Here is a 23917-nt window from a genome sequence, read left to right as displayed (position 1 = left end):
CTTTATTCTGTCTTAACATATTTAGTAACTTCTCTATTTCTGCGTTTATTTGTTACTGCTTTTGACTGTCTAACACAAAGGATTGTATGCTAATTGCCACAAAAATGGCGCTGTCATGATGACTGCTTTTAAAAGCCGTATGATCCCGACGATTACCAACGAAGCTGCCATTGCCTGTATCGGTATGTACTGCATGGCAGTCGTTATGGGTTATGGACGCTTTCTGTTTACCGCCACCTTACCTGATATTATGGTGCAATTGTCGCTACCAACGACGATTGCAGGCTGGCTAGCATCAATCAATTATATCGGTTACTTTATTGGCGCTCTTATTGCCATGTTTATACCTCAGCGCTCGACATGGCAGGCGATGACACTTTGGGCGATTATAAGTGTTGTTACCACGATGTTACTCGTCATACCAAATATGTCGCTCACACTATGGTATATCATTCGTTTAATTGCAGGTATTGCAAGTGGCGTGGCGATGATTCTAAGCTCATCTTTTGTGATTCAAAACCTTAGCCCTGAGCGCCGTTCTGTATTGTCAGCAGTCCATTATGCAGGTATTGGCGTTGGCATTAGCGCCTCTGCCATAGTGACATGGTGGCTATTAAAATTAGGCTATCACTTCGATGTAATTTGGCTGGTCGCAGGCGTCACCAGTTTGCCGCTCATATGGCTACTGTATGCGATAAAGCCAAGACAAGTACAGGCTGTTGATTCACAGCAGATTGATGCCAAACAACACGTATCAATGCATCAGACCTATTTAAACTTTAAGCGCTCCTTATACGAAGCCATCTCTGGACATCATAAAGCGCTTACTTTACTTTTCGTCAGCTACGTACTGGCAGGGTTTGGTTATATTAGCTCAGCGACTTTTTTGCCCGTTATGGCAGCACAACGTCTAACAACACAGACGTATGCTGGGTTGATGATTTGGTTGGTTGTTGGTATTTTTGCAATGTTGTCAAACCCTCTATGGGGCGCGCTTGCCAAACGTATCGGTGAAATAAAAACCTTAATGGGGCTAACAGTATTGCAAGCATTTGGCATGTGCTTGCCTATATGGTTTGATGGTGCACTTGGATTGTATGGTAATGCTGCGATTTTAGGGTTGACCTTCGTCGGTATGGTATCAATGACACTAACGCTATTTAAAAATATTAATCCGGCCTATTCTAATTTACTGATTGCTCTAGCGACGTTGGCTTATGCATTGGGGCAGTTTTTAGGACCCTTGGTAACAGTGGCACTGGCAGGGCAAGATAGTAATTTCAATGCAGGCTTACTTGTCGCTGCTATTGGATTAATGATCGGATTTGTACTATTGGTATGGTTTCGTCGACAGTCACCAACGACCGCTTAGATCGTCTAAACCACACTACGGCTAAATACTTCTCGTAATTCAAAACTGGTATGAACTTGAGCCACGCCTTCGATACGATTGAGGCGATGTAATAAAAACTCTTCGTAATGTGTCATATCACGTACTCTGACCTTAATCAGATAGTCTTCGGTGCGACCTGTGACAATACTACAGCTGATGACTTCTTCAAAGCTCTGAACTTTGCGTTCAAACTGCTCGAAACGTTCTGCTGTATGACGATCCATACTAATAGCGATAAACACGGCTAGCGGATAGCCAAGTTTTTGCGCATCAGTTTTGGTATGGTAGCCAGTGATAATGTTCGCATCTTCTAAGCGTTTGATACGACGTGCGCAAGGGGTGGCAGACAGGTTGACGCGCTCAGCGAGTTCAGTAATGCTCATACGCGCCTGTGTTTGCAATAAGCGTAGCAACTGTCTATCTATCTCGTCTATATCTGCAGTCCCTATACTATCAATATGATTGTCTGGCATTTCTCAAGCCTTAATAGTGAATTTATTCGATTATAATGTCTAAATTGTGTTTTTCCACTAAAATAACAGAAAATAAAGTAAAAGAAAGCAGGTTTCTCTCTGTTAAACTTTGATATTATTATGGTATGAACACTAGTTATCTCGTATGATAAATACTGATCTAATCAACAGCTAATCGCCTAGCTAAATATATAAACAACCATATCATCTAAGGATTGATTATGTCTGACCAAGCCACGCACACTGCAGCCACAGGGACTGCAAAGATTACACCAAAAAGTGCCGCTTTTGACTTCCGTAAATACCGTCCATTTGCATTTGCGCCATCGCTACCAGATCGTACTTGGCCAAGCAAGACGATTGAGAAGTCACCGATATGGGCAAGTGTGGATCTGCGTGATGGTAACCAAGCACTGATTGATCCGATGACCATTGAACAAAAAATGCGCTTCTTTAAGACTTTAGTAGATGTTGGTTTTAAAGAGATTGAGATTGGTTTTCCGTCAGCAGCGCAGGTAGAGTTTGACTTTGCGCGTAAGCTTATTGAAGAAAACCACGTACCTGAAGATGTAACGCTACAAGTATTGGTACAAGCGCGCGAGCATTTGATTGCCCGTACTTTTGAATCATTAAAAGGTGCTAAACGTGCGGTTGTCCATGTCTATAACTCAACCAGCCGTGTACAACGCGAAAAAGTCTACGGCAAAGATAAAGCTGAAATCAAAGAGATTGCTATTACAGGTGCCAAGCTATTACAAGAGTATGCAGCAAAGTACCCTGAGACAGATTGGGTATTTCAGTACTCGCCAGAGAGCTTTAGCCAGACAGAAACTGAATATGCCGTAGAGGTTTGCGATGCAGTGTGTGACGTGTGGCAACCACAGCAGGGTCAGGAGGTTATTTTTAACTTGCCAGCGACAGTCGAGGCTTCTATGCCTAATGTCTTTGCTGATCAAGTAGAGTACTTCTGCCGCAATCTAGCGCAGCGTGAGCACGTGATTGTGAGCTTGCACACCCATAATGACCGTGGCTGTGCGGTAGCGGCAGCTGAATTGGGTGTGCTTGCAGGTGCAGATCGTATCGAAGGTACATTGCTTGGTAACGGTGAGCGTACAGGGAATATGGATATCATGGTCATGGCCATGAACTTGTTTAGCCAAGGTATCGATCCTGAGCTTGATTTTAGCAACATGAGTGAAATCGTACAGGTTGTGAGCGAATGCAATAACCTACCATTGCACCCACGTCATCCTTATGTGGGCGAGTTGGTTTTCACGGCATTTAGTGGCTCACATCAAGATGCTATCAAAAAATCTCTCGACTATAATGAAAGTAATCAGAGCGAAACAGACAATGTCTGGGATGTGGCTTATCTACCCATTGATCCTGCACATATTGGGCGTAGCTATCAAGATGTGGTACGTATCAATAGCCAGTCAGGCAAAGGCGGCGTCGCATATATCTTGCAGCGTAACTATGGCTTTAACTTGCCACGTTGGATGCAGATTGACTTTAGTCGTGTGGTACAAAAACAAGCTGAAGCAGCGGCACGCGAGTTGCAGAATGATGAAATCTTGCAGACCTTTGAAGATACTTACTTGCAGCAGGGTAAGTTTGAACTACTAGACTATAGCGTCAACAATAAAGGCGGCACGGTTTACTTTAGTGGTCAGGTGCAGATGAATAGCGATACCATTAATATTGATGGCACAGGTAACGGTCCATTATCATCGTTTATTGACGGACTTGCACAGCATACGGGCAAATCACTACATATTATTAACTATGCAGAGCACGCGATTAACCCGCATCATAACAGTGGTAATGGTATCGATGATGATACCAATAGTGATAACAAAACCAATGCCAATGCTGCTGCTTACATTCAGTTAAATGTTGATGGTGAAGTGTATTCAGGCATCGGTACTTGCAGCAGTACGGTGTCAGCCATGCTAAAAGGGGCGTTATCAGCTTTTGCTCAAGCGCTAAATACAGAAGCTGCTTAGTGTTAAGTAGTCATTGATATCACGCAAAATTCTGTATGCTAATAACGCCATCGCTCCTTGTCTCTAGCAAGTAAAGCGATGGCGTTATTTTTTGCCATAAATACCTGCGCCATTTCAACTATAGATTTATGAGCAATAGCATAATGTTACTTGTGTTTTTGGTGTCTAAGACTTACGCTAATGTGTATATTAAAATATTATAAATAAAAGGTTAATTATGGAACCTATCTCATTTGCTTCATTCACACTGGCATCTATTTTGGCTTCATTGCCTGCAAACGGTGAGACTATTACCAAGCCGACCATCACCACTCATATTAGTCCAGCCATTGCTGGACAGTGGGAAATAGACTTGGACAGTAGCGCTCATTCTACTCACGCCATGATGACTAGGGAAGCGGAAGCTAACCAGTCGGCATCAAATAGTGCGCAACAAGCAAGCAGTGTAGAGCCTAAGGTAACGACAGGCATGGACGGCGGTGTCCTGACTCAAAGTGAAGAGCGGGTTCTAAACATTCAACCAACTACTAGTAAAAACTTACTTGCATCAGTTGGTAAGTCTAACCAGTGCCGCGAGCTATATAACTTTGGTGCGGATAATGAGATGTGGTCTGTCAGTGGCAAAGAGTGGACATACGGACGCTATCTGGTCACCCACCGTGAAGAAGGGCTGCCAGTTATTGCAATCAAGACTGTTTATGATAATAATGAAGTAGATTGCTCAGGCAATCAGATCGACCAGACTGATGAAGCGTTGATTGCATTTATCAATCATGATGGCAACCAGATGCAATGGTGCGCTGACCCTGATGGTAACGAATGCTTTATGAACTTCAATAGAGTGTTACCATAATTAGATATGCTCGTTGTACTTTGTGTATGATTGACAGCTTATTGATGACATAAAAAAACCGCTATATTAATAGCGGTTTTTTATGTGCTGTTTTAATTAAACTTAGCGAACTCTATAAGTATTTTAGCCTACGAGTCTTTTTTAGCTTTATTCGCAGTCAGCAGCTCTCTTTCGAGATAGTGAATATTTTGCGCTTCACGAGTAAAGTTATCATCCGCCAAAATCACATCACGATGTAAAGGAATATTGGTTTTGATACCTTCGATAATCAGCTCATCAAGGGCATGTACTGTCTTAGCAATGGCTTGCTGACGAGTTTGACCATGACAGATAAGCTTACCAATCAATGAATCGTAATAGGTCGGTATCTCATAGCCAGGGTATAGATGAGAGTCAAAGCGAATGCCAGAACCACTTGGCGTGAACAATTGACTGATAGTGCCTGGGCAAGGTACAAAAGTTGCTGCATCTTCGGCATTAATACGACATTCGATCGCATGACCTTGGATCTCAATCTCGCTTTGGCGATAAGACAGACCGTAACCAGCTGCGATTTTGAGCTGCTCGACCACAACATCAATACCAGTAATCATCTCAGTCACTGGATGCTCAACCTGTACACGAGTGTTCATTTCAATAAAGAAAAACTCGTTATTTTCAAACAAAAATTCAAACGTACCAGCACCGCGATACTTAACAAGCTCGCACGCTTTTACACACGCCTTTAAGATTGGCTCACGTACATCATCTGGGATGTCTGGGGCAGGTGCTTCTTCTAGAACTTTTTGATGGCGACGCTGCAATGAGCAATCACGATCATATAGATGGATAGCATTACCATTACCATCGCCTAGTACCTGTACTTCTACGTGGCGCGGGTTTTGCAGATAGCGCTCCATATAGACAGTGTCGTCACCGAACCAAAGCTCAGCTTCTTGTTTGGCCGCTTGTACCTGACCAATTAATTCGTCAAAGCGTTCAACCACACGCATACCGCGTCCACCGCCGCCAGAAGCCGCTTTAATCAATAGTGGGAAACCGATATTGCGGGCTTGCTCTTCAGCATTATGCAGGGTCACAGCGCCAACTGAACCAGGTACAGTTGGTACGCCAGCTTTTTTCATAGCGTTGATGGCAGAAACTTTGTTGCCCATAAGGCGAATATGATCAGCATTAGGACCAACGAAGGTCAATCCTGCTTCTTCTACTTGTTCAGCAAATTCAGCATTCTCAGACAAAAAGCCATAACCAGGATGGATAGCATCTGCACCAGTGATTTCAGCAGCAGTTAAGATGGTATTGATATCAAGGTAGCTTTGGTTAGCATTAGGCTTGCCAATACAAATTGCCTCATCAACAAAGCGCAAGTGCATCAAGTTGGCATCCGCAGTAGAGTAGACACCTACCGTTTCGATACCTAGCGCTTTACAAGCGCGGACGATGCGCAGGGCAATTTCACCTCTGTTGGCAATGAGCAATTTTTTTATCATGGGTTCATCCTTGTCGAAGCGTCAGTCATTGACTGAGTTTCGATACATAGCATCAGGTTGTTTAGCATTGACGCGGTATATATACCAAAAGTCAGCCATAATGAAATAAAGTATGGCAAATATCGTTACGCTTTGTAGCGTATGACAGGTTGACCGAACTGTACGACTTCAGAGTTATCTACCAAGATTTCGTCAACAATACCACTTTGAGTCGCTTCAAGCGGGTTCATGATTTTCATAGCTTCGATAATACCTAAAGTATCACCTGCCTGAACTTTTTGACCGACTTTCACAAATGGTGGGTCATTAGGGCTTGGTGCTGAATAGAAAACACCAACCATTGGTGAAGACTCAACGCTACCCGCTTTTTCTGCAGGTTTGCCTTCGACAGCGGCAGCAGGAGCAGCGCTCGCAGCTGGGGCAGCCATCATAGTTGGCGCAGGCGCGTCATAGTGACGAGTTAAGCTGATATGCTCGTCGTCAGAACTGATTTCTAAATTAACCAGTTCACTTTCTTCCATAAGGGCGATGAGGGTGCGTATTTTTTCAATATCCATAGTTTTTATCTGGCCTTGTACTAAATTCGAGAAATAGTGTAACTAAATATTGTCTAATTAATTGCTAATGATACCTAGATTCAGGGCAATGAGCAATCAATGTACAGTTGTTAACTGAGAATTTTTACATATTTTGACGTAAGCCATCTCTTTAGCAAGAAAATATCCACGATTTTTCATAGTCTGTATGATCAAATGACGCTAATAATGATTATAAAATTCAATCCATAAGCAATTGGCTTAACCCCATAGCACAGTTAAGCGTTTTTGCTGATAGCGTAGACGCAAAGTAAGTAAAATAGATGATAAGAACAAACCTGTAATCAACGCCATCCAAAACCCTTGTGCACCAACGTCAGTAAAACGCACTAGATAGACGCCAAGTGGTAGGGCAACTAACCAATAGCAGAAGAGCGTTACCCACATCGGTATGGTAGTGTCTTGCATGCCGCGCAATATACCAGCGACGTTAACCTGCCAGCCATCAAATAACTGATAGGCGAGTGCAAAGATAAGCAAATGCATAGACTGGGCTCTGACCTCTGGGTTATCCGTAAATGCTGCTGCCAGTTCTGGTCTGAATAGCCATATTCCAAGCATACAGGTCAAAGCGATCAATACGGTCCATACCAGTCCAGTAGCTTGCACTTGGCGCAGTGCTAATAGGTTTTTTTGGCCAAATCGATTGGAGACCATGATAGTGAGCGCCATGGCGACCGATATCGGTATCATAAATAGCTGTGAGGTCACTGACAGTGCCACTTGATGCGATGCTGTTGCTAGCTCGCCCAATGGGCTAATGACGAGTGCGCCTAAGCTAAATAAACTGGCTTCAAAGAAAATAGAGATGCCAATAGGGATACCGAGTTTCAGCAGTTTTTTGATCTGTGTACGATTGGGGCTAGAGAAGCCATAAAAAAATCGCGTACTCACAAATTCGCGGCGCTTTGTAAAGCTAGTATAGGCTGCAAGCAATAGGACATTTATCCATAACACCAATGCTGTCGCCACCCCGCAGCCTGCACCGCCCATTTCTGGCATGCCAAATAACCCATGAATAAAGATATAGTTCAAAGGAATATCTGCAAGCAGGCCAATGATGCTAATGACAGTCACAGGTTCAGGGCGACCCAATGCCTCACAATAACTGCGTAGAACGGCATATACAGCGAGCGCTGGGAAACCAAATGAGACACCATGTAAATACTGTGTCGCTATCGGCTGAATGTTTTCTGGTACACCCATAATGCCAAGAACATTGGGAGCCAAATTGACAATGATAAAACCGATAATGCCAATGACACCTGCGGTCCATAAGGACTGCTGCGTGATATGCGGTACTTGCCCGTGTTGGTCTTGACCAATCGCTTCACCAATCAGAGGCGTGGTTGCGATAAGCACACCTGTGGCCAATAAAAACAGCGGCAGCCAAATACCAGAGCCAACGGCTACCGCAGCCAAATCAAGCGCCGAAACTTGACCTGCCATGATGGCATCGACCACGCCAAGTGCGGCTTGGCAAAACTGAGTAATTAAGATAGGGAGGGCAAGTACGCCTAGACGTAAGCTATAGCTTTTAAAATCTTTGAAAGACAATGGAAAAACCATGGTAAGCAACTTTTTATTCTTTGCGGTAATTGTTATTAAGGTAGTTATTATTAATAAACAAACACTGCTATCAATCGACTAAGGTTGACGCAGCGAGGAGAGTAGTGCCGACGATAATACTCCGATAAATAATATGAGCAAGCTTATAATGTTGCATGAGTAGATAGGCAGAGTATGAAAATAAAAGTAAAGACACTAAAATAAAAATAACCCGTCGATCCAAGTAGTGGATTGACAGGTCATATACATAGTAAGATGGTAAAGAAGCCACACTATGATGTCAACGCTTTAGCACCGCTATGTAAGTATTAATCTTAGGTTTTTTGTACTCTATTTCATAGCCAATAGCCAATAGCCAATAGCCAATAGCTCAGAGATGATTTAATAAGTTTACTCCGGCAACAACTCAAGTGTCTCCACCATGTCCATAATTGCTCGCCAATGTTTGGGCTCTAATGGAATCACTGTTAATTGCTGACATCCTTTCCTTAGTAATAACGAATCTTCCAAAGTTGGCAAAAATTTTAGCTCTGATAGTGGTAACACCTCTGTAAAAGCTTGCTCAAAAGTGAGATCGACCATATACCAACGAGGTTCCTCTTCAGTCGCAATAGGATCATAATGACGATGCTCAGGGTGAAACTGAGTAGGATCAGGATATCCTGCTGTAGTAACTGTCATGATACCAGCGACTCCAGACGGCTTGGCGCTAGAGTGATAAAAGAACACTTTGTCACCAACTTTCATATCATCACGCATAAAGTTACGCGCACGGTAGTTACGAACGCCGTCCCAACCGTCGGTGCCCAAGCGCTGCAAATCTTCAATACCAAAAAATTTAGGGTTGGATTTCATTAACCAATACGCCATACATCTGTCCTTTGATTTTTTATTTATTTTTCAATTCGTTCTTAAAATTATCGAGGTTTTTATTAACTCACTTTCAAACTTGTCTTGAATAGTTTATCTTAAAAAAGCAAAGAGGACTCCACCTGACATTAGGGTGGAGGTGAATTTCGCATCACTGGCTAACCTCGCTGGTTCTGAATGTATTGCTTAATAATATCTAATGGCGCACCGCCACAAGAGCTTGCAAAGTAGGAGCGTGACCAAAGCACAGGCTTGGAATAAGCTGCTCTTAAATCAATAAAATCACCCCTCATTCGTCTACTTGTGACTGATTTTAAGTTATTAACCAATTTGCTTAATTGCACCGTGGGCGGGTACTGGATAAGCATGTGGATATGATCTGCTCCACCGTTACATTCTCTTAATTCAGCATCAAAGCTCTTGCATACCTCAGTGACACACTCACTGAAATACTTATGATGCAGCTCACCTAAAACTTTTTTTCGGTACTTAGTAATAAAAACCAAATGAACGTGGAGATTAAAGGCAGCATGGCGGTTTTTATATATCTCACTCATTGTAATAAAAACTCTTAAATGCTAGTATTATAAGCATAATATCAAACACACACTCATTAATAAAGAACGCATTTATGAAAATCAACAAAGCGTATAAATTTAGGCTTGAGCCTAATGCAGAGCAGGAGATTGTTCTAAATAATCTTGTCGGCTCTGCACGTTTTGTTTGGAATCAAATGCTAGTGATCTCATTTGAGATGTTTGCTAAAGATGAGTTTATCAATGCCACGAACCTCGTTAATAAAATCATGGATCTAAAGAGCAATCCTGATTTCGAGTTCTTAAAAAGCAGCTCAAACGCTGTCTCTTTACAACAAAAAGTACGTGATCTTGCATCGGCTTGGTCACGTTTCTTTAATCCTAAAGTACATGCCAGATTGAAAGAAAATAAAAAGAAACCTCGTAAACCCAAGTTTTTTAAACTGGCTGATGGCACAGAAATCCAGCTACGCCCGTTGATGCCACAATTTAAGCGCAAATCCGATGGGCGTGACTCAATTCGGTTAGTTCAGTTTGATAAATACTGCCGTGTTAAGGGCAATCGAGTAAAACTACCGAATGGCGTGGGCTTGGTGAAGTTTAGAAAATCGCAAGACATTATTGGCACGATTAAAAATGTCACCATTAGCAAGAAATCAGGTCGCTGGTATGTGTCGTTTGGCACAGAGCACGAGCTGACAGAGAACCCTCGTCACCCCTCTAAAAGCGCTATTGGCTTGGACGTGGGCATCAGTAAACTACTCACCACCTCAAACGGTGAATATATTAAACCCAAAAACAGCTTTAAAACCAATCAACTCAAACTTGCCAAACTGCAACGTGGATTGGCGAAAAAAGTAAAATTCAGTGAAAACTGGAAAAAGCAAAACCGCAAGATTCAAAAACTCCATAGCCACATTGCCAATATCAGACATGACTACTTGCATAAGATCACCACCAGCATCAGCAAAAGCCACGCCATGATTGCTTGTGAAGATTTAAAAGTCGCCAATATGTCGAAATCAGCCAGTGGTACGGTGGAGAATAAAGGTCGTCATGTCAAAGCCAAGTCAGGATTAAATAAATCCATCCTAGATCAAGGCTGGGGCATGATGGTCAATATGCTTGAGTACAAGCAGCAATGGCGCGGTGGGATACTGATTAAGGTAAACCCACGCTACACTAGCCAAACCTGCTCTGAATGCCAACATATCGCTGTCGATAACAGACAAACTCAGTCAAAATTTGAGTGCATCAAATGTAGGTATGTTGCGAACGCTGATTTTAATGCGGCTCGTAACATATTAGCGGCAGGACATGCCGTTTTGTCTGCGGAGGGAGGATGCAGTAAAGGTCGCCCGTTGAAACAGAAAACAAGCGACCTTCGTGAGAAAGTCGCCTAAGAGCGTTTGCTTTTAGAATTCCCCACTTGAGCTTCGCGAAAGTGGTGGGAGTATGTCAACCTAGCGTTACTTTTGATATCGATCATTATTGCTCACTACAAAATAAGTTTATTTATGCCCAAAGTGAATACAGACAGCATGCCGAACGACCTGAATACGTTAAGTCTTACTGAACCAACGACGGATACTATCGCGGTAGACGTGATCGACATTCCATTGTCTCTTTACATTCACATTCCGTGGTGTGTGAAGAAGTGTCCTTATTGCGATTTTAATTCGCATGAGCTACCGATGGACAGTGAGCTATCCATGTATGAAGAATATGTTGATACGTTACTGTTAGATGCCGCGATGCAGCAACCTTTAACTCAGGGCCGAGAGATTGGTTCGATATTTATTGGTGGTGGTACGCCGTCTTTGCTACCCATTGCTCAGTATCAGCGACTGTTTATTGGTTTACGTACGTGTTTTGAATTTGCAGAAGACATTGAAATCACGATGGAGGCCAATCCTGGCACGCTTGAGCATGCACCATTTGCGCAGTATTTAGAGGTTGGTATCAATCGTCTGTCTATCGGTGTACAGAGCTTTGCCGCTGATAAGCTAAAGGTACTGGGGCGTATCCATGATCCTGTGCAAGCGTTATCAGCAATTCGCGCTGCCAAAGCGGCTGGATTTGTACGGGTCAACGTCGACCTGATGCACGGTCTACCGCAGCAAACCATGAATGAAGCGCTAGAAGATATCCAAATGGCGCATAATGCTGGTGCAACGCATATCTCTTGGTATCAACTGACTATTGAGCCAAATACCGTATTTTACCGTAGCCAGCCTATTTTACCTGATGAAGACAATTTGGCAGATATTGAACAAGCAGGGCAAGCGCTATTGCAGCAATTAGGTTATAGCAATTATGAGGTGTCGGCATGGGCAGGTGCGTCAGACAAACCATGTCGTCATAATATCAACTATTGGCAGTTTGGCGACTATTTAGCAATAGGTGCTGGTGCACATGGTAAAGTGACGATTGATTGTCACGCAGACAGAGGTAGCGCACCGTCAAAAGAAAATGATAAATCGGAAAACGATTTATTAGCAGAATCTGGCATCTATCGTTTTAGCAAATCACGTTTGCCAAAAGATTATGTAGGAGATATAGAGACAGAAAAATCCAAGAGCACTCAAAACGTACCAAAAATGGTTGGCTGGCAAGCGATTGATCAAGAAGAGCTAGTGAGTGAATTTATGCTAAACGCACTACGCTTACATGGCGGCGTTGCTTGGTCACTGTTTGAAAAGAGAACTGGGTTAACGCTTGATAGTATTGCTGAACAAGTAAACAGTTTGGTCAAACAAGGGTTGTTGGTAGATAGTGATACGCAGTTGCAACCGACCGTATTAGGACAGCGTTATCTCAATCAGATATTACGCGCGTTTTTATAAAATCGTGCTTGGGCGATTGTTTAATAACAGCGAAGTAAGAACACAAAAAGGGCCTATCAAGTGAATGATAAGCCCTTTTGAAAATCTAAAAAAAGCAGACCTTAGATTTTGTTTTGTACTTCTTGTGCGCCGCCAGTTACAGCATCACCAGCGCTTGATACGTCTTGGCCAAAGCCTTTGAACGTGTTGCAACCAGTTAGAACGAACATAGCAGTTAAAGATGCGATGATTACTTTTTTCATAATAGTATCCTCAAAGATAAATGAATGGTTATAAATAACAACAGTGACGCTAAGCGTGTGCTTAAGCTTCACTGAAGGGGTATTGGATGAGACAGTCATACATAAATACTATCGCGTTATCCATTACAGACATCATAGTGAAAGTTAAAAACGCTGCACAGTATCAAAATGTAATTATTGGCAGTAAACTGTAACTTTCGATTACCTACCGCTCATAAATTTAAATAATAGAGCGCTGAATATTTGTGGAGTAAGAATGACCATCCATATCGTGCTAGTAGCACCAAAAATGCCGAGCAACACTGGCAATATTATTAGACTGTGTGCCAATAGTGGAACACAGCTGCATTTAGTGAGACCGTTAGGGTTTGAGCTTGATGATAAAAAGCTACGCCGCGCAGGTCTCGATTACCATGAATATGCTCATTTGCAAGTGCATGACGATTGGACAGCTGCGAGACAAGCTCTACAAGCCGCTGATTGCCATGTCGTAACGGCATTGACGACTAAGTTGAGCAAACCATTCTACGATTATGACTTTGGTAAGCACTCGGACTCTGAAGCATCTAATAAGGCTACTATGCCCAATATCGCGCTGGTTTTCGGTTCTGAGACAGCAGGTCTGGCAGATGATATACGTGAAGATATTGGTGCTGATAATTGGCTAAGACTGCCCATGCTAGCTGACTCGCGTAGTTTGAACTTATCAAATAGCGTAGCCATTTGTCTGTACGAGATATGGCGACAGCAAGGATTTTCAGGCGATGAAGGTCGTAGTATTGGGTATGAGACATTGACAGTCTACGACCCAAAATAGCGATTCTACAAAGCAATAACTATAGACTTAAAAGTATTTGCGTACTCAATGAGCAGTAAAATATTAGATGCTGCTCATGCACATATGATAATTTTCTAGTGCGACGTCGATCATATCTTATCGCTTATAAAGTACTTATAAACAGTTTGGTGGTTTGGGTAATCCTGCCAAGCGATTGACATGACGCGCGACTAAACCTGTATTAAACAATTGCTGTAGCTTTTGATTGCTAATATCAAGTTCTGGCAAAGTCTTTTGTAGCCATTTGATTAGTGGACGGGTTGCTGGCGCGTGGTTAAATTTGTCAAAAAACGCGCGCACTTGTTGCAAAACTTCTAAATGCTCATCGCTCAGATTGACCTCTAGTGTGTCTGCCAATTGCTGCGCGATAACAGGTGTCCAAATCGTATGGTCACATAGATGGCCATCTTGATCTAATTCGATATCAGCCGCTGATAATGCAGCGTTGTGAGTGGTCATGTCATTATTCATAAGGCAATCGTCACCACTTTGTCAAACGAACTGTCTTGAATCAGATTCACCCATTCTGCGTCGGTTAAAATAGCAGTTAACTTAGTCTCTAAATTAAGCTTGCCAGTTGTATTTGCTGTGAGCTGTTCGATGTCATCTGCTAATGCGTAAATACCAGCAATACCATCTATATCGCTATCATTTAAATAAGCATTGAGCCAATCGATAAAAGCAGGGGTAGCACCAAGCAAGAGGATACTGTCGCCCGTGCGCCAAGTGCGAGACATCTCTTCAGTACTGCGTCTAAGGGTATCCATCGTGCTATGCAATTGATATAAAGTTGCCATAAAAGTGTCCGATTACGTGCTTTATTATTTTATAAATCTAAGTTATACAGCGTCTTAAAAGGTAAGTATCTGCTCAAAGTCTTGCGAATTGATGACCTCTGGCACGAGTGTGAGCTGTGATGCCAGATCTGTCGGCAACATACCAGTGACCCAGCCACTAAAGACATCATCAGGTAGCCAAGCTGCAGGCATATCGTAAAGCTCAAGTGACTGAATCATGCCATGTAGCCGCGAGTCAGATTGCATCAATAGTCCAAAGACAGGCGCATCTAAGAACAGTTGCACCTCATGACCAAATGTCGCTAGAGTTAGCGCAAGTGCACAACCTTCGTAGCTTGCTGCTTCAGTGGGCGTGTGCAGCTGAATTAATAATCTCATTATGTATTCCTAAAAATAGTTACCGCTACCAGTGATCTCAATAGACAAACTATCAAACGACACGCTATCAAAACTGTATCAAACGACAGTTATCCTGCATCATCATCGCAAGCTCACTGAGTCCCACTAACGTAAACCCTGTCGCAAGATTGGCACCGTCAAGCTGATGGCGTGAGCTGTTGTCTACATCACTCACACCGCGGCTAAGTGCTGTACTGACACAGACAGGCAGGGGTAATTGATACTGCTCAGCCAAAGACTGCCATTCTTTGGTCAAGTCTAATTGATCGGCTGACTGCCAACGCAATCGATTGGCTATATGAGCCGAATCGCCATAAAAAAAGACATTGAGCAGAGGTGGTTCAGAGGTAGCATTATCGCTGCTGCGTGTACTATTAGTGTCATTGTTATCAATATCATGACTATTCGCTGCGTTCTTCAGGTAGGCGCGTGCATAACGTAACGCCAAGCGTGCCAATGGGTGACTAGGGTCAGCAGTAATCAGTAGTAACGGGGGAGTGGTCGTCATAGGGCGCGGTATCACATATTGTAAATAAGAGTTTAAAAATTATGGCCGAGTTGCTATAAATGCTTTGTATAAAGTAATTTGGTCGTTATTATTATAGTGCTTGTGTGCAAATTTGCGTGACAGAAAACAGAATTTATACTGATAATGCGACATACAGCGGATCATACTGTCACGTCAAATATCGTTATGTCATAAAAGAGCGGCGCGTCGTCTCTATCAAAGTTGTTTATGCTAACATAAAGCGCCGCAAACCAAATAGAGTCACTGTTATTTAACGTGGTTTTATCTCAAGTGTAGGCACACTGAGTATTATTATTTGATGCTGTGACTGCCTCGTAAGAAAAAACAATAAACTTATGAGCTAGGTTCACGTAGTCTTACCATTCTATGTAAGGAGTTTTTGTCACTATGTTACCTGCTATGCCCTCACGTGTGAACAATGGTACAGATTATCAGCCTACCGTAGAACAACTGCAAGTCCTGCAGACAGCGAGCGAATTTGCTTATCAGATTTGGGAAAGTCGGACCGTTTCATGTCAGACGTTTTTGCGTAGCTATCCATTGAATAGTACGCTGACCCGCCAGCAAATCGATGATCTGATACAAGATTATACGCTAGATGAGAACTATCAACTCGCTGATGAAATCAAGGTCATGAGTGGTCTGCGTCACTTGCGCACGCTACTGATGATGCGCTGGATTTGGCAAGATGCCTTGCAGACGATCAGTCTGGAGCAACTGACCGATGAGTTGTCTGAGTTTGCAGATGGCTGTATCTCTTTTGCTAAAGATTACACTTATCAGCACTTGGTTGCTAAATATGGCGAGCCGACCTTTATCAATGAACAAGGCAATGTACAGATTGATGATATGGCGATTATGGCCATGGGTAAGCTTGGTGCGCAAGAGCTGAATTTATCGAGTGATATTGATCTAATCTTTGTGCATCAAGCGCGCGGCGAGACCAATGGCAGTAAAGCAAAAGGCACACGTAGCATAGATAACAAACGCTTTATGACTCGATTGGGTCAAGGCATTATTAAACTGCTTGATAACAAGACCGCTGATGGTTTTGTCTTTCGAGTAGATATGCGCTTACGTCCATGGGGTGATGGAAGTGACTTGGCCATTCATCTGTCCGCATTACAAAAGTACTTTACGATGCATGGGCGTGCATGGGAGCGTTTTGCTTGGTTAAAAGCACGCGTAGTCGGACAAATAGACCAGCCATTTTATGAAGAGATACAAGCGCTGATTAAACCGTTTGTTTTTCGTTATTATGTGGACTATAGTGCGTTTTCTGCACTGAGAGAGATGAAGTCTCTTATTCAAAACCAAGTTGCACAGCGTGAAGACTTGGACAATATTAAGCTTGGCGCGGGCGGCATTAGAGATATTGAGTTTATCGTACAGGCCTTTCAGCTTATATATGGTGGCCGGCATCCACAGCTGCAAATCAAACCTTGTTTGCAAGCAATGCAAATGTTGCGTGAGCTTGGTTATCTAGAGCAGTCAACCTACGATAACTTACAAGCTGCGTATCGGTTCTTACGTCGGCTTGAGCATGCTATTCAAGCGATTAATGACCAACAGACCCAGCGCTTACCTCACGATGAGCAGTGGCAGCATAATCTAGCAGTGACGCTGAATTTTGCAAATTGGCGTGCATTGCTAGATCAGCTTAACCATCATCGAGAGCATGTCAATGACCCGTTTGAGCGTATGGTCACTGAGCGCCAAGTACCTGATAACGAAGACACCGATCTAGATCCAGAGCACTTAGATGAGCAAATTGCCCGTTTAAATGAAGTGCTGACAGAAGAAAATCGCGAGTTATTACAGAACTTTTGGCAATCAAAAATGGTGGCTAACTTAAGTGATGAGGCCAGAGAGCGCTTAGACGACGCATATCCTGTCATTGTCCATGCATTGTTAGCGCATCAAGAGCAGCAGCAACTTGCCAATACTGCTTTACCGAGATTGATCTCACTGCTTGAAGCGATTTGCCGCCGTTCTATCTACTTGGTCATGATTGCTGAGAACCCCAATGCAACGATTGAGCTGATTCCAATGCTGTCTGCTAGCCCGTGGATCGCAAAAGAGTTGGCTCAGTATCCTGTATTATTGGATACATTTTTGCAGCAGCGTTATCGCCATCTGCCAGATAAACGTGAGCTGCGTGATATCTTGCGCCAACAGTTGCTACGCGTCGAGCCAAACGATGAAGAAGAGCTGTTGACCGTCCTGCGACTGTTCAAAAAGAATCAAGTGTTGGCGGTCGCTGCTAGTGATGTATTGGCTGAGCGTCCGATTATGAAAGTATCGGATTCATTGACTTATATCGCTGAAGTCGTACTAGAAGCAGCGTTAGAGCGCGCTTTTGCAGAGATTGTTAACCGTTATGGGTATCCTATTGGCCAAGATGGCGATCCGGTCACTGAAGCGGACTGCGGTTTTGCGATTATCGGTTATGGCAAGCTTGGTGGCTTAGAGTTATCGTATTCTTCAGATTTGGACTTGGTATTCTTACACAAGATAAAAGAGCAAGGCATGACCACTGGTGAAAAATCAGTCAGTGGTATGAAGTTTGCCGCGCGTCTTGTACAAAAACTGATGAATTATCTCAATACTCAAACCCGTGATGGCCGTGCCTATGAGATTGATATGCGCCTGCGGCCTTCAGGAAATGCTGGCATGATGGTCGTGTCTTGTCATGCCTTTGAAACCTATCAAATGGATAAAGCATGGTCATGGGAACACCAAGCGCTGGTACGTGCTCGCGCAATCTGTGGAGACAAACGAGTCACTGCACGCTTTTGTGATATTCGCCGCGATGTATTGTCGTTGCCACGAACAATGGATCAAGTACGTAGTGAAGTCACCAGCATGCGTATCAAAATGCAAAAACATCTAGGCACGAGCCAATGGCAGCAGGAAGCGGGCAAGTTTCATCTTAAGCAAGATGCAGGCGGGATTGTAGATATTGAGTTCTTAGCACAGTTTGCCGTATTGGCTTACTCGCATGAATATCCAAGTTTGACCAAATGGAGCGATAATGTGCGAATTTTTGCAGAAGTTGCCTTGCTTGGTATTTGGGATGACCAAGTCTGTCAGGATTTGACTGATGCCTATCTAAGAATACGTGCTGCTACGCATCAGTTAGCACTATCAGAGCAGTCTTTGCTCGTTGATGAGTCATTATGGCAGGAGACGCGAGCGTTAGTACAGTCACAGTGGCAGCATCTCATGGGCGTGGAGACAGACGACGAGTAATATCGAAACTTGTATGATTAAGGCCTTGCCGATAGTCCAAGAGACACTTAAACTGTCATGCGTTACGATAAATAGAAGCTATGAACAAAAGCTATCAATAAAAGCTATAAACGAAAACTATGGATAGAATTGGTAGCTAGAAACGATATAATTAAAAACCATATGGTGCTAAACCAAAAGATTTCATTTGCCAAGACGGCCAGTGATATAATCGGTCACACATCATCATAATACTGTCAGTCGTTCGTCATAATGAAGCTGTTGTTTAGGCAATAAAAATTGACGCTGCGGTGTTATCATACGATGTTGATCAATACTGTTAAATAAAACCTACCTAAAAAAAGTTAGACGTCAGTGCTAGCATAAGGACAATAAAATGAATATGGCAACACAAGATGGTAAGCTTTGGATGAATGGCACGATGATCGAACAGCCAGATGCTAAAGTTCATGTGCTTACACATAGCTTGCATTATGGTATGGCTGTGTTTGAAGGCGTACGCGCTTACCAAACAGCTGATAATCGTACTGCTATTTTCCGCTTAAAAGAACATACCGAGCGTCTACTTGGCTCAGCCAAAATCTTCCAAATGGACGTACCTTTTGATGCTGCCACTTTAGAGCAAGCACATAAGGATGTGGTCAAGCAAAACAACTTGGCAGAAGCTTATATTCGTCCGCTTATTTGGGTAGGTGCAGAAAAACTTGGCCTGTCTTCACGTGACAACAGCATCAATGCAATGGTTGCTGCTTGGCATTGGGGTGCTTACCTTGGTGAAGAAGGTATCAAAAACGGTATCCGTGTAAAAACGTCATCATATACGCACCACATGCCAAACGTGACTATGTGTAAGGCTAAAGCCTCTAGTAACTATCCTGTGTCTATTATGGCAAACCAAGAAGTGACGCGTAATGGCTATGACGAAGCTATTTTGATGGATCCACAAGGATTTGTATGTCAGGGCGCAGGCGAGAACTTATTCTTGGTAAAAAATGGTGAGCTACATACGCCAGACCTATCAGGTGGAGCATTAGACGGTATTACCCGTCGTACTATCTTACAGTTCGCGGCTGACCTAGGTATCAATGTTATCGAACGCCGTATCACTCGTGATGAGTTTTACTTGGCTGACGAGATATTTATGACAGGTACTGCTGCTGAAGTGACGCCTATTCGTGAATATGATGATCGCATCATCGGTAATGGTAGCCGCGGTGAGTTGACTGAAAAACTACAAACCCTATACTTTGATGTAGTTCATGGTCGTAATGAGAAATATATGGACTGGTTGAGCTTTATTGATTAATAATGACGTTACTTTAAAGATCAAAAAGGCTGAACATAATTGTTCAGTCTTTTTTTTATGCTAATATAGCCATCATATTTATTCATACGATTAAAGTGAGCAGTCAATGCCAATAGATTCTAGTACAGCCGATAATAATAATATCAAACAAATTATTTGTATTAAATGGGGTACAAAGTACGGTGCTGATTACGCCAATAAACTATATGGTATGGTATCTCGTAATATCACCCCGCCGTTTCGTTTTGTGTGTTTTACGGATGATACGACTGATGTACGTCCAGAAATCGAATGTCAAGAACTGCCACCATTAGATGTCACTATGCCAACGAATACGTTAGGAAAGTGGCCTAAATCTCGTTTGTGGGGCGAAAAACTTGGCGATTTAACAGGGACAGTATTATTTGTAGACTTGGATGTGATTATCGTCGATAGCCTCGATCCTTTCTTTGAGTATGGCGAGCCAGATGATGTTATCTTGTCTTACAACCCGAGTAATCCATTAGAGCGCTTAGGACAGACTTCTTGTTTTAGATTTCAGATAGGGTCACTTGTTTCACTCCAAGAGAAGTTCAAAGCTGATCCACAAGGTATCGCTGATGAATATCGTTTTGAGCAGCGCTTTGTCACCCGCAATGCACCAGGTGGTGTAAAACTATTTCCAAAAGCTTGGGTGGCACACTTTAGACGTAAATGTCGCCAACCATTTCCGCTTAACTACATCAAAGAACCGAAGATTCCTAAAGGCGCTCGTATTGTCATTTTCCCAGGTGATTTGTATCCTACGCATGCTATTGAAGGCAGATACAATAAAAACGCCGCCAATAATGCTAAAGACCATCTAAAAAGACTTACTGAGCCTAAAAACTTGAAACGCCCATTGCGCCATTTGCGTCATTTTATCTTACCAGTAGGGTGGATTGAAAAGTACTGGAAAGAATAGATTTAACTTTATAGTTATTACCATATTAGCAAACGTTAGTATTGATGCTTTCTATCTTTATATTCGTGAAGATAGAAGCATGACCCAGTGAATGGATAGAATTATGAAAACAAATGATACCATCAGAGTCTTTGTTGGCTGTGACCCAAATAACTGTGATTTAGAGCAGATGATGGTTCTAGATTATAGTATTCATAAACATACTAGTATGCCAGTGGAAATAGTATGGATGCAGTTATCGCGCGATCCGGATAGCTACTGGTATTCAAATCCTGAGACTGGTAAGGGCTGGGATACTACTAAGTGGTCAACGCCTTTTTCTGGTTTTAGATGGGCGATTCCAGAGTATTGCAATTACTCTGGACGTGCGATCTATATGGACGCTGATGTTGTTATTTTAGACGATCTAGCAAAGCTATGGCAGCATCCTATCAAAGGACAGTCTATAGTAGCCGCTAAAGCAAATGCCGATATGACTCGTCTATGTACCTGTGTTTGGGATTGCGATGCTGCAAAAAATGTGGTTTTGCCTATTGAGAAACTTAAAAAAGATCCCAAAAGTCACAAAGAAATGATGGCTTTGTTTAAGAAAAATACGCAACTGATTGAGCCTTATCAAAATAGTTATAACTGTATCGATGGTGAAGACTTAGCAATAGAACAAATCAAAATTTTGCATTATTCGGATATGGGCACACAATTCAGCCATAAGTACTCCTTACCTAGAGTGAGTGAGGAAGGGATTGAGCATTGGTTTGATGGTGAAGTATTACCACATCCAAGACAGGATTTGGTCGATCTTTTCGATACCTACTATAATGAAGCGCTTACTGCTGGATATGATTTAGAAAGTTATCGAATTGAGCCATTTGGTAGTTTTCCAAAAAAATCACAACAAGGATATATAGGCAATAAAGTGACTCGACCAAAGGCTTCTAAATCACTATTTGCAAAATTATTTAAACGTTGATTCATTTAATATAATAATATTTCACACATTAAATGAATAGAAATTCATCCATAGGTTGTCGTTTATGAAGCAGGATAAAAAAGTAGCGTTGCTCGCTATTAATTGTTTACAAGGTGGAGGGGCAGAGCGAGTCGTTCTTACTTTGGGGCAGGGGTTTTACGAATTAGGATACGAAGTACATATTTTAAGATTCAAACCACGGGTTGAATATGATCTTAATCCAAACCTTATTTATCATGTGCTCAAATTCAAACCCTACAAGATGATACCAGGAACACAGCGTCGCGATAAATTTTTCGCTCATGCGGTAGATCGTTATGTCAAAAAAAATATCGGACAGCCTGATATCATTTTGTCTAATCTTGATCGTTCAGACAGTATTTTTAGCTACAGTAGCCTGCCGAACATCATTTACGTGATTCATAATACTTTGTCATTACTGTATAAGTTTGCAAAAACAGATGTTGGTCATCAGAGAAAAGAAAACTTTACGAGAATTTATTCCAAAAATCCTTGTGCCTGTGTCAGTAACGGAGTAGAAAAGGATTTTGTAGAAAACTTTGGTCATGTTACCTCAACTACAGCAATACATAATCCTATTGATAGAGATGGTATTCAAAAGTTAGCTGATGCTTTCATTCCAGAATATCAAAATTATATTATTCACGTTGGCAGTTTTAAAGAAGCAAAGCGTCATGATGTGCTATTGAGAGCTTACGCGAAGACAGATCAGTCTTTGCCGTTGCTTCTTTTGGGTAAAGGGAAGCTTCAAAGCAATACAGAGGCGCTGGTAGCAGAGCTCAATCTAGAAGATAAAGTTGTCTTTTTAGGTTTCCATGAAAACCCTTTTCCGTATATAAAGCATGCGAAATTTAAAGTATTGACTTCTGATTGGGAAGGTTTTGCTTTAGTGATTGCAGAGTCTTTAGTTTTAGGAACACCAGTTATCAGTACTGACTGCCAATCTGGGCCAAGTGAGTTGTTACCTCAAAAAAACCTAATGCCTATGAGAGACATAGATGCTATTGCAGCTAAGTTAAGCCTAGCCATGAAAGATCCAGAGCAATTTCACTCTGAATTTAGCGAAGCACTCCTTCCTGTCACAATAGCCAAGAAGTATATCGAATTTGCATCGAATGTTAATAATACAGATAAAAGGTCTTAATCTAACCACCATTTGGACCAATCATCTCTATGCAATTGCCGTAGAGTAGCGAAAGCACTTTGGTTATTCTGTAGTTTTTCAAATACAGCGAGGAGTATAGCTGTAGCTAACTTATCGACTTTCTGAAATTTATTATAGCGTTTACGCATATTTCTTAAGCTATCGTCGGTACCAATACGGAAATAAGTAAGTCCATCGTATAGAGGCAAATCGCCGGCATACAGTATGTCGGTTTTTTCGTCTAATAACGGCTTAGGTTCAGCATTAGCGCTTAGTTGTAAAAAGTTTTTGGTCTCATGAACTCTTAAGGTATTCATTAGAGTGATGACGTTCATTAAAATAGCAGCTCTAAGACTGTTGTTTGAGTGATCAATGAAAGTATCGCAGGCTGAGACAATCCAGCGCAGCGAAAGATGCTCTAATAAATAATCGCTTTCTGACTCCCAAAGCTTTTCAAATTCAGCAAAAGTTTTATCTATTTTGTATTTGCGGCGCATCAATATAATAAGCGTATTGTGATAAAAGCAGAGCTCAGACTCTCCTAAAGATTGATACTTTAAGTTATTTAAGTGGATTTCTAAGTCTGTACTTTTACGCTCATCTGTCAGTGCTTCAATATCACACGATGACTCAGTGATTATTGTCGTTTTCATCTCATTAAAGCTTTTACCATCATAGTTTTTGACAATCTTACCCGCATTCAATCTTTTTTCACTTAGAAATATCAATAGCAGTTTTCTTTGCCAGTTTGAAGGTGTAGTCATGTCACTAAAATCCTTTGAACAAGTATGATGCAATTAGAGCTTAAAGGTCTGTCGAAAAAATTGATACCAAAGTGGTTTAT

23 protein-coding genes are annotated in these 23917 nt (G+C 42.1%); 11 read left to right on the top strand and 12 right to left on the bottom strand.

The window, feature by feature from the left end; genetic code table 11:
• Window positions 1-115 precede the first annotated feature (115 nt).
• On the top strand, window positions 116-1372 hold the full coding sequence (locus ACI2IW_RS00475) for a YbfB/YjiJ family MFS transporter (RefSeq protein ID WP_339727044.1): 1257 nt from the start codon (window positions 116-118) through the stop codon (window positions 1370-1372).
• 5 nt (window positions 1373-1377) lie between these two features.
• On the opposite strand, the gene ACI2IW_RS00470 is transcribed toward ACI2IW_RS00475, so the two are convergent.
• Window positions 1378-1866 carry an Lrp/AsnC family transcriptional regulator gene (locus tag ACI2IW_RS00470; RefSeq protein ID WP_404692288.1) on the bottom strand — a complete coding sequence of 163 codons (489 nt, stop codon included), beginning with the start codon at window positions 1864-1866 and terminating at the stop codon, window positions 1378-1380.
• 221 nt (window positions 1867-2087) lie between these two features.
• On the opposite strand from ACI2IW_RS00470, the gene leuA reads away from it, so the two are divergent.
• The gene (leuA, locus tag ACI2IW_RS00465) at window positions 2088-3872 is read left to right on the top strand and encodes a 2-isopropylmalate synthase (RefSeq protein ID WP_296207712.1); all 1785 of its coding nucleotides are present in this window, start codon (window positions 2088-2090) and stop codon (window positions 3870-3872) included.
• 217 nt (window positions 3873-4089) lie between these two features.
• Complete coding sequence (locus tag ACI2IW_RS00460) at window positions 4090-4725, top strand: hypothetical protein (RefSeq protein ID WP_296207714.1); 636 nt, start codon at window positions 4090-4092, stop codon at window positions 4723-4725.
• Between the two features lie 128 nt (window positions 4726-4853).
• On the opposite strand, the gene accC is transcribed toward ACI2IW_RS00460, so the two are convergent.
• From accC to tnpA, 5 genes are all read right to left on the bottom strand, one after another.
• On the bottom strand, window positions 4854-6215 hold the full coding sequence (accC, locus tag ACI2IW_RS00455; RefSeq protein WP_057759692.1) for an acetyl-CoA carboxylase biotin carboxylase subunit: 1362 nt from the start codon (window positions 6213-6215) through the stop codon (window positions 4854-4856).
• A 125-nt stretch (window positions 6216-6340) separates the two neighbouring features.
• The gene (gene accB / locus ACI2IW_RS00450) at window positions 6341-6772 is read right to left on the bottom strand and encodes an acetyl-CoA carboxylase biotin carboxyl carrier protein (protein ID WP_102092842.1); all 432 of its coding nucleotides are present in this window, start codon (window positions 6770-6772) and stop codon (window positions 6341-6343) included.
• A gap of 240 nt (window positions 6773-7012) precedes the next feature.
• A complete protein-coding gene (locus ACI2IW_RS00445; protein ID WP_179797481.1) occupies window positions 7013-8380 on the bottom strand; it encodes an MATE family efflux transporter in 1368 nt (455 codons plus the stop codon).
• 390 nt (window positions 8381-8770) lie between these two features.
• Entirely contained in the window at window positions 8771-9250 is a 480-nt protein-coding gene (locus ACI2IW_RS00440; protein WP_201547304.1) for an EVE domain-containing protein, read from the bottom strand.
• 158 nt (window positions 9251-9408) lie between these two features.
• Window positions 9409-9807: an IS200/IS605 family transposase gene (gene tnpA / locus ACI2IW_RS00435; RefSeq protein ID WP_372887702.1), complete on the bottom strand. Its 399-nt coding sequence runs from the start codon at window positions 9805-9807 to the stop codon at window positions 9409-9411.
• A gap of 74 nt (window positions 9808-9881) precedes the next feature.
• Here tnpA and ACI2IW_RS00430 point away from each other — a divergent pair, with 74 nt between their 5' ends.
• Both ACI2IW_RS00430 and hemW read left to right on the top strand, forming a co-directional pair.
• A complete protein-coding gene (locus ACI2IW_RS00430; RefSeq protein ID WP_372887704.1) occupies window positions 9882-11189 on the top strand; it encodes an RNA-guided endonuclease InsQ/TnpB family protein in 1308 nt (435 codons plus the stop codon).
• A 138-nt stretch (window positions 11190-11327) separates the two neighbouring features.
• The gene (gene hemW / locus ACI2IW_RS00425; protein WP_404692591.1) at window positions 11328-12632 is read left to right on the top strand and encodes a radical SAM family heme chaperone HemW; all 1305 of its coding nucleotides are present in this window, start codon (window positions 11328-11330) and stop codon (window positions 12630-12632) included.
• Window positions 12633-12733: 101 nt separating this feature from the next.
• Here the strand turns inward: hemW and ACI2IW_RS00420 are convergent, their stop codons facing one another.
• Window positions 12734-12874, bottom strand: a complete 141-nt coding sequence (locus ACI2IW_RS00420) for an entericidin A/B family lipoprotein (RefSeq protein ID WP_057759705.1) — start codon at window positions 12872-12874, stop codon at window positions 12734-12736.
• A 256-nt stretch (window positions 12875-13130) separates the two neighbouring features.
• On the opposite strand from ACI2IW_RS00420, the gene ACI2IW_RS00415 reads away from it, so the two are divergent.
• Entirely contained in the window at window positions 13131-13691 is a 561-nt protein-coding gene (locus ACI2IW_RS00415) for a tRNA (cytidine(34)-2'-O)-methyltransferase (protein ID WP_404692287.1), read from the top strand.
• A 135-nt stretch (window positions 13692-13826) separates the two neighbouring features.
• Here the strand turns inward: ACI2IW_RS00415 and ACI2IW_RS00410 are convergent, their stop codons facing one another.
• From ACI2IW_RS00410 to tusD, 4 genes are all read right to left on the bottom strand, one after another.
• Window positions 13827-14171 carry a TusE/DsrC/DsvC family sulfur relay protein gene (locus ACI2IW_RS00410; RefSeq protein ID WP_224737920.1) on the bottom strand — a complete coding sequence of 115 codons (345 nt, stop codon included), beginning with the start codon at window positions 14169-14171 and terminating at the stop codon, window positions 13827-13829.
• Window positions 14172-14179: 8 nt separating this feature from the next.
• Window positions 14180-14509 (bottom strand): hypothetical protein, encoded by a 330-nt coding sequence (locus ACI2IW_RS00405; protein WP_404692286.1) that lies wholly within the window; start codon window positions 14507-14509, stop codon window positions 14180-14182.
• Between the two features lie 54 nt (window positions 14510-14563).
• Window positions 14564-14887 carry a hypothetical protein gene (locus ACI2IW_RS00400; protein ID WP_101204423.1) on the bottom strand — a complete coding sequence of 108 codons (324 nt, stop codon included), beginning with the start codon at window positions 14885-14887 and terminating at the stop codon, window positions 14564-14566.
• Between the two features lie 67 nt (window positions 14888-14954).
• Window positions 14955-15416, bottom strand: coding sequence for a sulfurtransferase complex subunit TusD (gene tusD / locus ACI2IW_RS00395; protein WP_404692285.1), 462 nt, complete (start codon window positions 15414-15416; stop codon window positions 14955-14957).
• 408 nt (window positions 15417-15824) lie between these two features.
• Here tusD and glnE point away from each other — a divergent pair, with 408 nt between their 5' ends.
• From glnE to ACI2IW_RS00370, 5 genes are all read left to right on the top strand, one after another.
• A complete protein-coding gene (gene glnE, locus ACI2IW_RS00390; RefSeq protein ID WP_404692284.1) occupies window positions 15825-18689 on the top strand; it encodes a bifunctional [glutamate--ammonia ligase]-adenylyl-L-tyrosine phosphorylase/[glutamate--ammonia-ligase] adenylyltransferase in 2865 nt (954 codons plus the stop codon).
• Window positions 18690-19065: 376 nt separating this feature from the next.
• Window positions 19066-19995 (top strand): branched-chain amino acid transaminase, encoded by a 930-nt coding sequence (locus ACI2IW_RS00385; protein ID WP_404692283.1) that lies wholly within the window; start codon window positions 19066-19068, stop codon window positions 19993-19995.
• A gap of 106 nt (window positions 19996-20101) precedes the next feature.
• Entirely contained in the window at window positions 20102-20938 is an 837-nt protein-coding gene (locus ACI2IW_RS00380) for a glycosyl transferase (RefSeq protein ID WP_189584980.1), read from the top strand.
• 103 nt (window positions 20939-21041) lie between these two features.
• On the top strand, window positions 21042-21908 hold the full coding sequence (locus ACI2IW_RS00375) for a glycosyltransferase (protein ID WP_102092193.1): 867 nt from the start codon (window positions 21042-21044) through the stop codon (window positions 21906-21908).
• 64 nt (window positions 21909-21972) lie between these two features.
• On the top strand, window positions 21973-23073 hold the full coding sequence (locus tag ACI2IW_RS00370; protein ID WP_189584982.1) for a glycosyltransferase: 1101 nt from the start codon (window positions 21973-21975) through the stop codon (window positions 23071-23073).
• Here ACI2IW_RS00370 and ACI2IW_RS00365 read toward each other — a convergent pair.
• On the bottom strand, window positions 23070-23837 hold the full coding sequence (locus ACI2IW_RS00365; protein WP_189584985.1) for a hypothetical protein: 768 nt from the start codon (window positions 23835-23837) through the stop codon (window positions 23070-23072). The two genes, ACI2IW_RS00370 and ACI2IW_RS00365, sit on opposite strands and share 4 nt — an antisense overlap.
• Window positions 23838-23917: the final 80 nt, after the last annotated feature.

The sequence above is a fragment of the Psychrobacter sp. NPDC078501 genome (assembly GCF_044900935.1).
Taxonomy (GTDB): domain Bacteria; phylum Pseudomonadota; class Gammaproteobacteria; order Pseudomonadales; family Moraxellaceae; genus Psychrobacter.
Note: the sequence above shows the minus strand (reverse complement) of the source record. Positions and strands in the feature narration are given on the sequence as shown.